We start from the raw sequence: 15885 nt of genomic DNA on the forward strand, positions 1-15885 counted from the left end.
AAAGCGTCCTGCTCACGCCCTTAGAAGCGATACTTCGCCGAGATACCGCCACCCAGCGCGCTTTCGCCCTTGCGTACGCTGACGTTACCGCCCAAGCGCACTTCCAGTTGCTTCTTGATCTGCATGTCCACGCCCAGGTCCGCCGTGAAGATATCGCGGCCCAGCTTCGGACCCTTCACCGTGAACTGGCTCGGCGCACCGTAGATCGCATTCGTCAGGCTGCTCTGCGTGTTGCCGAACTCGTGCTCGTACGACAGGCGCAGCGACGGGGCCACCTTGCCGCCCGCGATGCTCGCCACTTCGCTCCACAGACGCACGCCCACCACACCGCGCGTCGACGTCTGCGACTGCGAACCCACCTTCAGGCCGTCGTTACCCTGGCCGTCGCGGTTCGTCTCATCGAACGCATTCAGACGCGTCGACGCCACACGCACGCCCACCGACGGATCGATGTTCACGCTCGACACCCCAAAGCGCTTACCCACTTCACCGAACATGCCGAACGTCTGACCGCTCGTCTTGCCCGTCAGGCGCGCCGACGCGTTACGCGCCGCCACCGTGCGATCCGTCTTCACGCTGTGATTCGTGTACGACACACCGCCGTTGACGAACCAGTTCGTCGCCGCCAGGTGCGAACCGTACAGACCCACGCTCACGCTGTTGACCTTCGACTCGCCCGGCATGCCCTTGGCCTTTGACTCCTGGTTGCCCAGGCCCACCGAAGCGCCTACCAGCGTGTTCTGACCCACGCGCTTGTCGATACCGATCGCACCGTCCAGGCCCTTCACGTCGAACGACATGCCGTCGCCGCGCTGGCTGGCGTTGCCGCCCTTGAACGAGGCCCAACCGGCAATGCCGTTGTCCGACGCCATCGCACCGTTGGCTGTCGCATCGTCGAACATCGAGCCGCCCGCGATCATGCGCGTTTGCATGCCGCGCTGGAACGACGTGGCCGAACCTTGAGCGGCCGTGGCGTTGTTCACCAGCGATTCGCCCGAGAGCAGACGCGCCGAGCGACGTTGCTCGTCCGAGCCGGCCGTTTGCAGCGCCATAGCCGAAAGCACCTTGCCGCCGATCTTGCCCGAGGCCAGATCGCCCAGCGCCACGCCATCGACCGATGCCAGGACGGCTTGCTCGTTGGCCGAGTAACCGCCGTCGGCTGCCAGGAACTTGACGAGGTTCTGTTCCGTGATCTTCGTCTCGACACCCGGTTCGATGGTCGGGTCCGGTTGCTTGCCGCCAGTGATACTACCCACGGTCACTTCCCCGCCGAGCACTGCGGCATTCTCTTCGGACGTCACCACCTGGAAGTTGCCCAGGAGATCGCTGACTTCAATGTCATCGGCCACCGCAACGTCGAGTTTCGTATTGCTGAAGTCACCGATTTGCGTGACGTGAATCTGGCCACCAACGATCTCACCCTCGACCTTCTCGACGCGCGACTTGATCTTCGCGCCCGCTTCCGAGCTATACGTTTGCACCGTCAGCTTGTTGGTGTCGAGATGCAGTGCACCCGCGTTCTTCACGTGGGTCACGCCGCTGACGTCGGTGCTCAGGGCAACGGTACCGGTCTTCGCAATGCTCAGGGTGCCGGCACCCAAGGCGTTGGCATGCGCCGCCGTCACCGTGCCTGCGTTCACGCTCAAGCTCGATACACCGCTCTGATCACCCGCGAGCGTCAGATTGCCCGTGCCCATCTTGACCACGTCCGAGCCAAGTGCGGCAGGGGTGGCGTCCAGCGCCATGCGCTGCGAATCCGACGGTTCCAGCGCGACATCCAACGCTTGCACGTCAGCATCCGATGATGCGTTGCTATCCCCCGCCGCTTCATCGCCGTCGTCGCCTGCGACGATCGGCGCACGTTGCGAAATCGTGCCGGCGAAGTGCGCATCGTCGTTCAATGCGCCGAGCACAAGCGTCGTGTCGCCGGTGTGGATCGCACCGCCCTTACCGGACAGCGAACCGATATGGAGCGCCTGCACGTCCGCGACGGCAGAAATTTCCGAAATGTCCAGGACGCCGCCAGCCATGTCGATCTTGGCTTGACCGGCCGTGGTGCTGCCGGATAGCGTGGTACGGCCCGAGTTCGTCAGGCGCATTTCCTCGAGCTGTGTGTCGACGAAGCGCAGCGTCGCGTCGCTGGCGTTGGCAACCATTGCGTTACCGCCTTCCGACGCCGACATCGTGGCGGTACCGCCCTCGTTATTCAGCGTCATGCCCTGCAACGCCATGTTTGTGGCGCTCAGCGTGCCGCGGTTGGTGACTTCGGCCGTGCCGCCGAGCGAATTCAGCATCCGCTGCGTCGGCTTTTCCTCGTCGTCGAGTACCGGTTTGCCGTCTTTGTCGACAACATTTACCCGCTTGCCGGTGATGGCGACGGTGCCAGCCGCTTCGTTGGTCAGCTTCACCGCGCTCAGATCCGACGCGGCAAAGGTCAGCACGCCTTGGTTGGCGATTTCGGCATTGCCTGCGGACGACTGATCGAACGCGAGTGTGGCGGCGATGCCTGCGGTAAGCACGGGAAGCGCCTTCAAATCGGCATTGTCCACCAGTCGCGCCTTGTTCCGATCCGCGACCTGCTCCGACGTCACCGCTCCGCCAACGGCGATCTTGCTGTGCCCGGCATCGGCGCCTTGATTGAAGGCCAATTTGCCGCCGCTGTGAAGACCGATCGTCGCTTCGCCCGCGCTCATGCCGCGTTCAAACGCAATCGCGCCTTGATCGCCATCGGCCGCGCCACCACCGGTGACGTTACCGGCGGAAAGCACGACGTTCTGGCCCGCGATGCCGCCCTTGGCGCCGACTGCCTGGGCCACGAAGTTCAGCGTACCGCCTGCACCGACCGTCATCGTCAGCGCGCCTTGGCCTTCGATGCCATGATGAACGTTCAACGTGCCACCAGCGACGTTCACGTTGTGCTTGGCATCGTCGAGCGCGTGAATCGTGCCGATTGCGCGTGTGGTGCTTTCAGCACCATGGAGCGCGTTGGACGCGTCACCCGAGAAGCTGCCGATTTCAAGACGGGAAGCCTTGGCAAGTCGATCGTGCGCATCCGTCGCCGATACGGCGGTCTCGACGTCGAAAGCCTTGAGATTCTTGTCGGACCACGTCAGCACGCTGGCGCCGTCTACGATGGCGCCGGCGGCATTGGCATCGAGCAGCGACGTAACGGCCAGTCGCTTCACATCAGCCTCGTTCCCGACGGCGGTCCAAGCGTCGACCTTGCGCTTCAGGAGCGCGTGACTCTGCTGTGCGGTAGCGGCCTTGGCTTGCGCTTGGGCAACAGTGCTGTCCACTTCATTCTTCGCAACGAGACCATTCAATTTGTCGCGCGGCTCACCGCTGGAATTGTCCGCGATGTTGGTGACCGTGACAGCCTTCGCCGCTTTCTGAAGGGAGATGAGGCGATCGTGATGTGCGCCATCCTCGGCGCCGAGTCGACCGAGCGACTCGTTCTCTCGCACGTTATCCAGTGCGGTTTGAATCAGGGGGAGCACTTCCTGAAGGGCGTCAAATCGCTGCTGAGCCGTCCCCTCATTGCCTCCAGCGACCAGGGCCGTATTCACCGTCGTCGCCAATGCGGCGAATGTCTCAGCATGTTCCAATTCGAGAACGGCGCGAGCTTCGGCAATGCCGGCCTTTTTAATGGGACCGTCATAAACTTGGAGTGCAGCCAGTCGTGAATTTCTCTGATCTTGAATCGGATCAACAGCCTCCGCCACCGCATACCCGGGCAGCGCCGCTGCAGTGACCACGGCCGCGACGGCCATGCAAATCTTCGTCTGACGCAGAGCGCTCGACTTCGGATGGTTCTTTTGCATTCGGTAATCCATTAATTAATTCGTGAAAAGTGACGAATCGCTCCATCACGCTCCAGACACGGCACGACGACCTGCGTCAAGGCTCACGAAGTCTAAAAGCCGGACTATCGAAATCGATTCAAAAGCATTGCGTTTTGATACTTAACCCAAGACATTCATCAAAGATTAAATTGGGATAAATATTTAAATTAAAAAAATAAACCAGCGCGAATATCCCAATAATTGCCGACATCTCGCCAGCAATCTCCCAATCACTCGAAAACTGAGACCCGCAAACAACGGGCATCTGAGGAAAGTGCGCCAATTCCCAGCGGCAAATTACTGTCCGGCGTCATGCGATTCCCGCCGCATTCCGGTGACCTGATGCGCACTGGATGCGTTCATCACGCCCGAAAAGTAAAAAAAACCCGCCGCGCCCTTTCAGGCACGACGGGTTTCGTCAATTTCGTGCAGACGTCACACAGCGATCCTCTGCCCGTGCGGCATCAACACTCCGGCTTAGAAGCGATACTTCGCCGAGATACCGCCTCCCAGCGCGCTTTCGCCCTTGCGCACACTGACGTTACCGCCCACGCGCACTTCCAGTTGCTTCTTGATCTGCATGTCCACGCCCAGGTCCGCCGTGAAGATATCGCGGCCCAGCTTCGGACCCTTCACCGTGAACTGGCTCGGCGCACCGTAGATCGCATTCGTCAGGCTGCTCTGCGTGTTGCCGAACTCGTGCTCGTACGACAGGCGCAGCGACGGGGCCACCTTGCCGCCCGCAATGCTCGCCACTTCGCTCCACAGACGCACGCCCACCACACCGCGCGTCGACGTCTGCGACTGCGAACCCACCTTCAGGCCGTCAGTACCTTGCCCATCACGGTTCGTCTCATCGAACGCATTCAGACGCGTCGACGCCACACGCACGCCCACCGACGGATCGATGTTCACGCTCGACACCCCAAAGCGCTTACCCACTTCACCGAACATGCCGAACGTCTGACCGCTCGTCTTGCCCGTCAGGCGCGCCGACGCGTTACGCGCCGCCACCGTGCGATCCGTCTTCACGCTGTGATTCGTGTACGACACACCGCCGTTGACGAACCAGTTCGTCGCCGCCAGGTGCGAACCGTACAGACCCACGCTCACGCTGTTGACCTTCGACTCGCCCGGCATGCCCTTGGCCTTTGACTCCTGGTTGCCCAGGCCCACCGAAGCGCCTACCAGCGTGTTCTGACCCACGCGCTTGTCGATACCGATCGCACCGTCCAGGCCCTTCACGTCGAACGACATGCCGTCGCCGCGCTGGCTGGCGTTGCCGCCCTTGAACGAGGCCCAACCGGCAATGCCGTTGTCCGACGCCATCGCACCGTTGGCTGTCGCATCGTCGAACATCGAGCCGCCCGCGATCATGCGCGTTTGCATGCCGCGCTGGAACGACGTGGCCGAACCTTGAGCGGCCGTGGCGTTGTTCACCAGCGATTCGCCCGAGAGCAGACGCGCCGAGCGACGTTGCTCGTCCGAACCCGCCGTTTGCAGCGCCATGGCCGAAAGTACCTTGCCGCCGATCTTGCCCGAGGCCAGATCGCCCAGCGCCACGCCATCGACCGACGCCAGCAGAGCCTGCTCGTTGGCCGTGTAACCGCTGTCTGCCCCAGGAAGTTGACCGCGCTGGTCTCGGTAATGATCACCTGGCCGCCAGTGCCTCCGTCTGTAGCGCCATCGGTGCCACCGTCAGTACCGCCATCGGTACCGTCGCCGGTCTCAACGCCAGTGGAGATGCTGCCGAAATCGACTTCACCGATCTGCACTTCGGCATCGCCCTGCGCGTCCACGACCGTGACTTCCTGCTTGAGCAAGTCGTTGACTTCAATGCCGTCTTCGACGGTGACCTTGATCTTGGTCGTGCGGAAATCACTGTTCTCCGAGACTTGAATCGCGCCGAACGCCAAGTCGTCGCCGAGCTTGGCCACACGCGAGTTGATCTTCGCACCTTCGCTCGACGCGTACTTGCGCACGGCCAGCTTGTTCGTACCGAGATCGAGCGTACCGGCATTCGTGAGATCGGTCACACCGCTGACGTCCGCTGCCAGCGCAATCGTACCGGCACTGGCAACGCTCACGGTGCCCGAGCCCAGCGCATTAGCATGCGCTGCCGTCAACGTACCGCCTTGAATGCTCAGACGATCGACGCCGCTTTGGTCGCCGGCCAAGGTGAGATTGCCGGTGCCGATCTTGGTCAGTTGAACGCCTTGGGTCGTCTGCGCGACCGACGGCGTGCGCTGCGCAACCGACCCGGTCGTTGCCGTCGTCGCTTCGTCCTCGACCTGAGGCTCAACGATAGCGATCGTCTTCATGAAACGGCCGCCGAATTCGTCGTCCTGGTTGGCCGAGCCCAGCGTCACTTCCGTCGCCCCGGTGATGACATCGCCGGTGCCTGAAAGCGAACCAATCGTGATGGCCTTTTGGGTGCCGGTCTCCGCCGCGACGGATTCGTGCGCAATATCCCCGACGAGCGAGACATCCAGCATGCCCCCGCTCATCTTGACGACCGCGTTGTCCGCAGTGGTCTCGCCAGCCAAGCCAACCCAACCCTCGTTTGACAAACGAATGCTTTCGAGGGCGGTGTCGATGATCGCCATCCGTCCCACAGCACGATTGTGAACGGTCGCTTCTCCGCCGAAAGCTTCGGAGATGACCGCTACGCCCTGATTGTCGAGCTTGAGCTTTTCGAGCGATGCCCCGTCGAATTCCAACTCCCCCATGGCCTCGTTGACGATGGTCGCTTCGCCGCCGGACGTCGCATCAATTTCCGCAAGGCCACTGTTCTTCAGATGCAAGCGGTCGAGGGTCGAGCGCGAAAACGACAACTTGCCGTCGCCTTCATTCGTGATTTTGGCATCTCCGCCCGATGACGAGGCAAATGCGAGCACCCCGGAATTGACGATCGATGATTGCTTGGCGCCAGCGTCAGAAAAGCCTACGTCACCGCCTTGCGAAATCGAGATGCTGCTGTTACCGGCGTCGGACCCGTCAAACCCGAGGGTGCCCCCGTCACGAATCGAAATGCGCGCATTTCCCGCGCTGGTACCGGCGTCAAAGTTGACACGCCCCCCTTCTTCTAATTTGCTCTCACCCGAATCTTCTTCAACCGTGAGGCTATCGCCCTCACGAACGTCAACGTCGATACTTTGCGCACCTGCATGCGCATCACCCTGGCTTAGGACCGGTGTGACAGATTCATCGGCATCGCGCCCGGCCGTGATCTCGACGCCGTCGGCGTCACCGTGAACACCTTGACCGCCTTCCTCAAACGTCAGAAAGCCGCTGGTACCGACAGCAATGCTCAGCTTCCCCTTGCCCTCAATTCCCTGAAGGATATTCAGTTGACCGTCCTTGATGTCCAAGCGGTGATCAGCCCCTTCCAACAGACGCAACGTACCGATATCTCGCTCGCGATCCGCCGTTCCGGTGACCGGATTCGATGCCGCGCCAGAATGCTGCGTGATTTCAAGAATGGTTTTCTCGTTGATACGGCTGCCGCCGTTCGCTTTCTGGATATCGGAGAACTTGCCGCTCAAGTTATCCGATGCCCACGAACCGATTTCCTTGGCCGTTCCGCCCGCCATCTCAGCCTTCAGTTCGAATCGGTTGACGAGTTCGTGCAAAGATTGGCCATCCGCTTCATTCAGCGTCTTCAGATTCTCCTGGACGCTGTCCATTTCCTTCCAATGCGCGAGAGCATCGGCCTCGATGGCCTTGAGTCCGACGTCACGAGACAAGAAATTCGACAGCTTCTCGATTTCATTGGCGCGCTCCTCTTCACTTGCCTGCGCAATGGCGTTCGCACCTTCCTTTATTTTCTTCAGATCCTCGACGCTCATCCAATCGACATGCGTCGGGGGGTCCCCTCTTCCCCGACTTTCGCCGACTCGAGCATCTCATCAACTCTCGAAGCGATCCCCTTCAGTTCCTCATTTCGCTTTTCCGGATCTTCGATCTTCAGAATATTCTGAACAATCGTGGCGCTTGAGAGCCATGTTTTCGCCTGAACGTACGTGAGGTTCTTCGCGTCATTCATCGCCGTCATCGTCTCGAGTTGCGACGCCAGGGCCTTGGCAATATGCGCCTTGTCCCGCTGAACGATGACATCAGCCGTTTCGACTTCCGCCGTGGCAACGCTCGGGAACGCCGTGGCCGCCACCATCGCAGCCACCGCCATGCAAATCTTGGTTTGGCGCAACGCGCCAACCGTTTGAGACTTTCCTAGCATCTGATACTCCCTTGGTTTCATTCAAAAGCATCGACGACATTGGCCACGGTCTCTTCGAGAGCGGCATAGGGGTCGTCAATGGAAGGGAGCGATTCTAGGAGACGATCTTTCAAAATCTCATTCAATACCGATTGATTTGGTACTTTTTCCTACGACAAATCACTTTTAATGATTTTGGGAGAAATCACAGATATCAATCAGAATCCTAATTTAAAATCACTCGAATAGCGCGAATTAACGAGCGCAATTCACGCGAAGAAATCATCGCAAAACACCGTAAATAGCGGCACTCACAACGCATTTAGGCCATCGCCCCATCCAGGTGTTTCGCCGTCGCGTGCCTCAGAGAGAAAGGCATAAAAAAACCCGCCGTGCCCTTTCGGGCACGACGGGTTTTCCGTCCCTCTTTGCAGCAGACAGGCCTTATCGCCTCCTGCGCGCGCTCAGACGCGCCTTACACGCGCTTGCATCGTCGTCGACTCAGGCCACCGGCTTGCGCTTGGGCTTGATATCGGTGCTGTCAATTTCCTCGAGCACGTCGCGGAACTCCGCAATGTCCTCGAAGCTGCGATACACCGACGCAAAGCGGATGTACGCGATCTTGTCGAGCCGCTTCAACTCGCGCATCACCAGCTCGCCGATACGCTGACTCATCACCTCGCGCTCCGCACCGGCCAGCAGCTTGTATTCGATGCGCGCAATCGCGGCATCCATCGCTTCGGCACTCACGGGGCGCTTGCGAATCGCCAACTGCATGCTGGCGCGCACCTTCGCGCGGTCGTACTCGGCGCGGCTGCCGTCTTTCTTGACGACCGCCGGCATCGCTAGCTCGACACGCTCGTACGTGGTGAAACGCTTGTCGCACGACGGGCATTTCCGGCGCCGCCGGATGGCGGCGCCGTCTTCCGCTTCACGCGAGTCGATGACTTGCGTGTCGTCGTGACGGCAGAACGGGCAGCGCATGCGCGCGGCGTCCGGGGCTTAGCCGTAGACCGGGAAACGCTTCGTCAACTCGGCCACTTGTGCACGCACACGGGCCAGGTTGTCGGCGTCTTCCGGATTGTCCAGCACGTCGGCGATCAGGTTGCCGACGAGTTCCGCCTCGGCTTCCTTGAAACCGCGCGTCGTCATGGCCGGCGAGCCCAGGCGCACACCGCTCGTCACGAACGGCTTTTCCGGATCGTTCGGGATCGCGTTCTTGTTGACGGTGATGTGGGCTTCGCCCAACGCCGCTTCCGCCGCCTTGCCGGTGATGTTCTTGGCGCGCAGGTCAACCAGCATCACGTGCGATTCGGTACGGCCCGACACGATGCGCAGGCCGCGCTTGACCAGCGTCTCGGCCATCACGCGAGCGTTCTTCGCGACTTGTTCCTGGTACGCCTTGAATTCCGGCGATGCGGCTTCCTTAAACGCGACGGCCTTGCCGGCGATCACGTGCATGAGCGGGCCGCCCTGGATGCCCGGGAAGATGGCCGAGTTGATCGGCTTCTCGAACTCGGCCTTCATCAGGATCACGCCGCCGCGCGGGCCGCGCAGGCTCTTGTGCGTGGTCGTCGTCACGAAGTCGGCATGCGGCACCGGGTTCGGGTACACACCAGCGGCGATCAGACCGGCATAGTGCGCCATGTCGACCATGAAGTACGCGCCGACCGACTTGGCGATCTGCGACATACGCTCGAAGTCGATCTTCAAGGCGAACGCCGAGGCGCCCGCCACGATCAGCTTCGGCTTGTGTTGCTGCGCGAGCTTCTCGGCAGCGTCGTAATCGATGTCTTCATTCTCATTCAGGCCGTAGCTCACCACGTTGAACCACTTGCCCGACATGTTGACCGGCGAGCCGTGCGTGAGGTGGCCCCCGTGCGCCAGGCTCATGCCCATGATCGTGTCGCCTGGCTTGAGCATGGCGAAGTACACGCCCTGATTAGCCTGCGAGCCGGAGTTCGGCTGCACGTTCGCGGCCTCGGCGCCGAACAGTGCCTTCACGCGGTCGATGGCCAGTTGTTCCACGATGTCGACATACTCGCAACCACCGTAGTAGCGCTTGCCCGGATAACCTTCCGCATACTTGTTGGTCAGTTGCGAGCCCTGCGCTTCCATCACGGCCGGGCTGGTGTAGTTTTCCGATGCGATCAGCTCGATGTGGTCTTCCTGACGCTGATTTTCTTTCTGAATCGCGGCCCAAACGTCGGGATCGACGGAGGCAACGGTGGATTTCGATTTGTCGAACATGGCGTTTCCGTTGAATTGAACAGATTTTCCGGGAGGGGATGGCGCAGCGCATCTTCCTTTGTGCTTCGGAAGACGATAGACAGGGCAGCACCAACCATCACGGCTGCCCAGGCGAACGGCAAATAAGACCCCGGCGCTTCCCGGTGGGTTGCTCCACCTCGGGCACACAAGGCTGTGCACCCTAATCGCCAGTCACGCGGGGTTTGTGGCGTCGATAGTTTATGCGAGCTTGCGACGTTAGGCAACCAGCGGAAACACGCCTCGATTGACGTTTATGCACCAATTTAGTGCCGCACCTCGCGCCGGCCTGACAGACAGCCGGACGGCCCGATCCGGTGCGTTCATGGACGATCGCGGGCGGTGGCGGCCGGAAGCAAGAACGGCGCCTGATGGGCCTCGATGGCCCGGGCGCGCGTCGGGTACAGCTGCGTCCATGCCTGGGCGGCCCATGCACCGCCCAGCAATGTCACGAGACGGTCGCGTCGGTCCAGCAGTTGGTTCACGAATCCGCCTCGCGCTTCGGCCGCAGGGGTCGCTTCGGCCGCCTCGGCAGCGCGAGACGCGGCGCAGACCACGTCGTGTGCCACGTCCACCCAAGGCACGATGTCGTCCGCCGAGATTCGCCCGAGGCGGAAGGCCATCTCGGCCGCCAGTGCCCGCGCGCCGGTCGGGTTCTTCAGTTCGTCGAGCACGGTCTTGCTGTCGGCGGCTTGCGACACCCCGGTCAGCCGCCGGATAAACGCCGTGAAGGGCTCGCCGCCGCGAAACGGCGTCAAATCGACAAGCGTGCCCTGAAAGCCGGCATCGAGGCAGGTCCGGAAATCGACCGTCATCATATAGGGCAAGTCGTTCTGGTCCCGCCAGACGCCGACGTTTTCCATGACGTCGCGGCAAAGGTCCCGGTTGCCTAGCCACAGCGCGGCGACGTACTGACGCGCCAATGCGCACTGATAGACGTCGGGGAGGCAACCACAGAGCACGCCGCGCATTTCGTGGCGCCGGCGCGCGGCTTCGGCATAGGACTGTGCCGCCGCGCCGGCCAACGCGTCGATCGGCGCACCGCCGGACTGCGCAAGCACTTGCGCCATTTGCCGCCCACCTTCGAGCGCGCCATCGCGGGCACGTGTCCCCACCGCCCCGTCACAGCCACGCGCACGCTGCAAGAGTTGTGCGCCGTCGGCCCCCTCGATCGCGCGCCATGCGGCCTCCCCCTCCAGCCATTCACCGAGGGGCCGGTACACGGGAAGATACGTCGTCGCCAGGTAGATCCGTTCGGGCGCCTGGGTTCCATCGAACGCCAGCGAGCATCCCCGCACCAACATGGCCGTCGGTGTCGCCAGGCCTAACGCGCCGAACAGGCGTGAGGCAAGCCACGTCCGGGTGGCATGCCCGGGGCTCGGGAACGCCGTCACCACGTACTGCGGCGCTTGCGCGTCCGCGTCGAACGACAGTCGGACGGCGGTGCCGGGGCCTGCGGCCGAAAGGGCGTCGTGCACACGCCGCGCGGCAGAAAAATCGTAAGGTCCGATGGGCGGCAGCGGTGCGCCGCTACCGTCATGTCCGGTGACCGCCCCGAACGTTCCGAGCGGTCCGGCTTCCGGTAACAATTCGGCCCGCGTCGGCCTGGCGGCCGTGGGACTGGCAGCGGAGCCTGCGGCATGGCCCCTGAAGCGATAAGCGTTGACGTCCATCACGACTCTCCTTCGTCGTATGGCGGGGCTCCGGCGCGCGCAGCGCCTGTCGACCGACCCGGTTGAGATCGGCCGATCTTGCTGCGCCACCGGACGTCAAGCTTTCGAAAACGAGGCAAGTTCGGACAAATCCGCCGCGCGTGATGGATGACACACATACCGACGTCGCCCATGCACGCAAAACGACCCGCAGTACGGGACCGTAATGCACGCGCACACCGACATGCGCCAACACGCATCGACGCGCACCGGCATGCGCCCACGCGCGCCCGCCTCGAACGCGCGTGCGCCGGCGCAAGCGGACGTCAAAGCTCGATCTTCGTTCCCAGCACGGCGAGGAACTGCGCGATCCACGCCGGATGCGCAGGCCACGCGGGTGCGGTCACCCACTTGCCGTCGGTATGCGCCTCGTCAATCCCGATCTCCATGTACTTCCCGCCGGCCAGCCGCACCTCCGGCGCACAGGCCGGATACGCCGAACACTCGCGCCCTTCGATCACACCGGCCGCTGCCAGCAGCTGCGCGCCGTGACAGATCGCGGCAATCGGCTTGTCGCTCTCGGCAAAATGTCTGACGATCGCGACGACCTCGTCATTCAGACGCAGATACTCCGGCGCGCGGCCACCGGGAATCACCAGTGCGTCGAAGTCGGCGGGAGACAGTCCGTCGAATGTCGCATTGAGCGTGAAGTCGTGACCACGCTTCTCGCTGTACGTCTGATCGCCTTCGAAGTCGTGAATCGCCGTGCGCACCTTGTCGCCCGCCTTCTTGCCCGGGCAGACGACTTCCACCCGGTGCCCCACGGCCATGAGTGCCTGCACCGGCACCATCAACTCGTAGTCTTCGACATAGTCGCCTGCCAGCACCAGAATCCGCTTCTTGCCCATATGACTCTCCGTTCAGAGAAAAAATGGAAGGGGAACCGCCCCTCCATGTTACTCAATTCCGATGACGTCGCCGGGACAAGCGTCGGCACCCCGATCCCCCTCCGCAAACGACCGACAGACGGACAGACGAAAAAAAACCGCGTGCCGAAGCACGCGGTGTCAAGCCGGCGCAATACGCCGTCGGTCAAGCCGAGGCGCGCGCCACACGGTCTGTCCGGCATGGCGCGCGCCGATATCGTCAGTCGTCAGTAGGTTTCGAGATGCAGGCGCCCCTCCGTCTTCATCCGTTGCCAGAGGGCCTGCCAGTCGAGCCCGGCGTCGCCCGCGATGGTCTGCAGCACTTGCAGCACGCCGTCCTCCATGCCCTTGAGCCCGCACACATAAATGTAGGTATGGTCATGACGCAGCAGCGCCGCCACATCGGCCGCGCGCTCGCGCATGGCGTCCTGCACGTAGCGCTTGGCCTGTCCTGGTGTACGCGAGAAGGCCAGATTCGTGTCGATGAAATCCTTCGGCAAGTTGAGCAAGGGCCGAAGTAGGGCAGCTCGCCCTGCGTGCGCGCGCCGAAGAACAGCATGAGCTTGCCGGTCGCGCCCTTCAGACGGCGACGGCGGCGATACTCGGTCATCGCCCGCATCGGGGCCGCCCCCGTGCCGGTGCAGATCATCAGCAGGTGCGAATCGGCGTGGTTCGGCATCAGGAACGTGCTGCCGAACGGGCCCATCACGTTCACCACGTCGCCCTTCTTCAGATCGCACAGGTAGTTCGAGCACACCCCGCCGACCGCCTGCTCATGGTGATCCTTCGTCACGCGTTTGACCGTGAGCGCCAGGTTGTTGTACCCCGGACGCTCGCCGTCGCGCGGCGATGCAATCGAGTACTGCCGCGCATGGTGCGCCCGCCCGTCGCTCGACGTGCCCGGCGCAATGATGCCGATCGACTGTCCTTCGAGCACCGGGAACGGCTGCTTGCCGAAATCGAGCACGATGTGGTGGATGTCGCTCTCGGTGCTGGCGTCGGTCAGACGATAGTTGCCGACCACGGTCGCCTGTACCGGCGCCTTGTGGTTGTACAGATTGACATAGGGCTTGGCGGCGGACCACGGCGGCACGACCGAGCCGCGTACGAAATCCGAGCCGGCGATGACGGGCTCGGGGACGTCGGCCGACGCACCGCCAGCCACGCCCGTCGCCGCCTCGCCGATCGTGCCCTGACCGGCGAGCGCATCGTCCTGCACGGGCAACTCGTCCCACGTGAGCTGGTCGTCAACGGCATACGCGTCGGCCTTGAGCACATCGCGCCAGTTGTCGATGGCCCCCGTCGGGCACGGCGAGATACACGCCATGCACCCATTGCACGTGTCCGCGCGCACAACGTAGTTGTTCTCGTCGTGCGTGATCGCGTCGACCGGACACGTCTCCTCGCAGGTGTTGCAGCGAATGCAGATCTCCGGATCGATCAGATGCTGCTTCAGAACTTCGACCGGAACGGGGCCGTTCATGATGCTGTCTCCTTGTCGGATGGCTCGCGCCTGGGCTCTCGTTGGCCTTAGTTGAAACGCACGTACTCGAAGTCGATCGGCTGGCGGTTGATGCCGAGCGGGGGCGGCGCGATCCAGTTGGCAAACTTGCCCGGCTCGGTCACGCGGCCCATGAGCGACGCCACATACGCGCGATCTTCCGCCGACGGCAGCCACTCACGCTCATGCGCGGCCCATTCGGCCTCGCTCACCACACGGCCGTCCGGCGACACACGCACGCCCGCGAATGTGCCGATCTGACGATTGAACGCCTTGTGCGGCACGCTCAGGCGGAAGTCGATACCGGCCTTCTCCAGCACCTTGTTCCAGCGATTCACACCCGCGACCGAGTCCTTGATGTAATCGTCGCGCAGGACTTCGTTCATCGCGTTGAGCATCGGCACCTCGCGCTCCACGAGCTTGCCGTTGTCCACGTCCAGCAGCCGGTACATCTGGCCGTTGAGTTGATGGTCGTCGTCGCGCTTGCCCTCTTCATAACGGCCCTTCAAGCCCGAGCTATAGAAGATGGCCGCGTTCGACGACTGATCCGCACCGAACAGGTCGATCGTCACGGAGTAATGGAAGTTGACGTAGCGCTGGATCGTCGGCAGATCGATCACGCCCGCTGCCCGCAGCTTCGCCACGTCATCGGTCTTCAGTTCGTTCATCACTTGCGCCGTGCGAGCGATCACGCGCGAAACACCGGACTCGCCCACGAACATATGGTGCGCCTCTTCGGTCAGCATGAACCTGGTGGTGCGCGCGAGCGGATCGAAACCCGACTCGGCCAGTGCCGACAGCTGGAACTTGCCGTCACGATCGGTGAAGTACGTGAACATGTAGAACGCCAGCCAGTCCGGCGTCTTCTCGTTGAACGCACCGAGAATTCGCGGATTGTCTTCGTCGCCCGAGCGGCGGCCGAGCAGCGCTTCGGCTTCTTCACGGCCGTCGCGGCCGAAGTAGCGATGCAGCAGGTAGACCATCGCCCACAGATGGCGGCCTTCTTCCACGTTCACCTGGAACAGGTTGCGCAAGTCGTACATCGACGGTGCCGTCAGCCCGAGGTGACGCTGTTGCTCGACCGATGCGGGTTCCGTGTCACCCTGCGTGACGATGATGCGGCGCAGGTTCGCGCGGTGTTCGCCCGGCACGTCCTGCCACGCGGCTTCGCCCTTGTGCTCGCCGAAGTGGATCTTGCGATCGGCGTCGCCCGGCGTGAGGAAGATGCCCCAGCGATAGTCCGGCATTTTCACGTGATCGAAGTGCGCCCAGCCGCCCGGGTCCACGCTCACGGCGGTGCGCAGATAGACGTCGAAGCCGTGGGAGCCTTCCGGCCCCATGTCGCCCCACCAGGACAGGAAATTCGGCTGCCACTGTTCAAGCGCACGTTGCAGCGTGCGGTCATCCGACAGGTTGACGTTGTTGGGGATCTTCTCGCTGTAGTTGATCGAAGCCATCGTGGGAATCCTCGTGTCTCGTA

Annotated in this window: 10 protein-coding genes, 1 pseudogene and 1 riboswitch; of the genes and pseudogenes, 1 reads left to right on the plus strand and 10 read right to left on the minus strand. The window is 62.4% G+C overall.

Going from position 1 to position 15885, the window contains the following annotated elements; translation table 11 throughout:
• Positions 1 to 20: 20 nt before the first annotated feature.
• Positions 21 to 3296, minus strand: a complete 3276-nt coding sequence (locus tag DRB87_RS15785) for an autotransporter outer membrane beta-barrel domain-containing protein (protein WP_165385339.1) — start codon at positions 3294 to 3296, stop codon at positions 21 to 23.
• Here DRB87_RS15785 and DRB87_RS23095 point away from each other — a divergent pair.
• Entirely contained in the window at positions 3276 to 3683 is a 408-nt protein-coding gene (locus DRB87_RS23095; RefSeq protein WP_165385340.1) for a hypothetical protein, read from the plus strand. The two genes, DRB87_RS15785 and DRB87_RS23095, sit on opposite strands and share 21 nt — an antisense overlap.
• A gap of 636 nt (positions 3684 to 4319) precedes the next feature.
• On the opposite strand, the gene DRB87_RS15790 is transcribed toward DRB87_RS23095, so the two are convergent.
• The 9 genes and pseudogenes from DRB87_RS15790 to boxB all read right to left on the minus strand — a co-directional run bounded on the left by DRB87_RS15790 (position 4320) and on the right by boxB (position 15862).
• Positions 4320 to 5351, minus strand: coding sequence for an autotransporter outer membrane beta-barrel domain-containing protein (locus DRB87_RS15790; RefSeq protein ID WP_370363999.1), 1032 nt, complete (start codon positions 5349 to 5351; stop codon positions 4320 to 4322).
• The gene (locus tag DRB87_RS23695) at positions 5279 to 7690 is read right to left on the minus strand and encodes a hypothetical protein (RefSeq protein ID WP_240756018.1); all 2412 of its coding nucleotides are present in this window, start codon (positions 7688 to 7690) and stop codon (positions 5279 to 5281) included. The genes DRB87_RS15790 and DRB87_RS23695 overlap by 73 nt, the downstream gene beginning before the upstream one ends.
• Positions 7687 to 8100 carry a hypothetical protein gene (locus DRB87_RS15795; protein WP_130026580.1) on the minus strand — a complete coding sequence of 138 codons (414 nt, stop codon included), beginning with the start codon at positions 8098 to 8100 and terminating at the stop codon, positions 7687 to 7689. Before DRB87_RS15795 ends, DRB87_RS23695 begins: the two co-directional genes overlap by 4 nt.
• Before the next feature lie 459 nt (positions 8101 to 8559).
• Entirely contained in the window at positions 8560 to 9042 is a 483-nt protein-coding gene (nrdR, locus tag DRB87_RS15800) for a transcriptional regulator NrdR (RefSeq protein WP_130026581.1), read from the minus strand.
• Between the two features lie 18 nt (positions 9043 to 9060).
• On the minus strand, positions 9061 to 10308 hold the full coding sequence (gene glyA, locus DRB87_RS15805; protein ID WP_130026582.1) for a serine hydroxymethyltransferase: 1248 nt from the start codon (positions 10306 to 10308) through the stop codon (positions 9061 to 9063).
• Positions 10309 to 10406: 98 nt separating this feature from the next.
• Positions 10407 to 10514: riboswitch (ZMP/ZTP riboswitch) on the minus strand.
• 135 nt (positions 10515 to 10649) lie between these two features.
• Positions 10650 to 11999 (minus strand): hypothetical protein, encoded by a 1350-nt coding sequence (locus DRB87_RS15810; RefSeq protein WP_130026583.1) that lies wholly within the window; start codon positions 11997 to 11999, stop codon positions 10650 to 10652.
• Positions 12000 to 12304: 305 nt separating this feature from the next.
• The gene (locus DRB87_RS15815) at positions 12305 to 12886 is read right to left on the minus strand and encodes a DJ-1/PfpI family protein (protein ID WP_130026584.1); all 582 of its coding nucleotides are present in this window, start codon (positions 12884 to 12886) and stop codon (positions 12305 to 12307) included.
• Between the two features lie 245 nt (positions 12887 to 13131).
• Positions 13132 to 14387 (minus strand): annotated as a pseudogene (gene boxA / locus DRB87_RS15820) (benzoyl-CoA 2,3-epoxidase subunit BoxA).
• Between the two features lie 47 nt (positions 14388 to 14434).
• Complete coding sequence (gene boxB, locus DRB87_RS15825; RefSeq protein WP_130026585.1) at positions 14435 to 15862, minus strand: benzoyl-CoA 2,3-epoxidase subunit BoxB; 1428 nt, start codon at positions 15860 to 15862, stop codon at positions 14435 to 14437.
• Positions 15863 to 15885: the final 23 nt, after the last annotated feature.

Origin of the sequence: Pandoraea sp. XY-2, from assembly GCF_004193915.1 — a bacterium.
Classification (GTDB): Bacteria; Pseudomonadota; Gammaproteobacteria; order Burkholderiales; family Burkholderiaceae; genus Pandoraea; species Pandoraea cepalis.

Excerpts from the sequence above, each read along its gene's own strand:
- DRB87_RS15790 (WP_370363999.1), bottom strand. The coding sequence starts at position 5,351 with ATGGCGCTGCAAACGGCGGGTTCGGACGAGCAACGTCGCTCGGCGCGT.
- DRB87_RS23695 (WP_240756018.1), bottom strand. The coding sequence starts at position 7,690 with ATGAGCGTCGAGGATCTGAAGAAAATAAAGGAAGGTGCGAACGCCATT.
- DRB87_RS15795 (WP_130026580.1), bottom strand. The coding sequence starts at position 8,100 with ATGAAACCAAGGGAGTATCAGATGCTAGGAAAGTCTCAAACGGTTGGC.
- nrdR (WP_130026581.1), bottom strand. The coding sequence starts at position 9,042 with ATGCGCTGCCCGTTCTGCCGTCACGACGACACGCAAGTCATCGACTCG.
- glyA (WP_130026582.1), bottom strand. The coding sequence starts at position 10,308 with ATGTTCGACAAATCGAAATCCACCGTTGCCTCCGTCGATCCCGACGTT.
- DRB87_RS15810 (WP_130026583.1), bottom strand. The coding sequence starts at position 11,999 with ATGGACGTCAACGCTTATCGCTTCAGGGGCCATGCCGCAGGCTCCGCT.
- DRB87_RS15815 (WP_130026584.1), bottom strand. The coding sequence starts at position 12,886 with ATGGGCAAGAAGCGGATTCTGGTGCTGGCAGGCGACTATGTCGAAGAC.
- boxB (WP_130026585.1), bottom strand. The coding sequence starts at position 15,862 with ATGGCTTCGATCAACTACAGCGAGAAGATCCCCAACAACGTCAACCTG.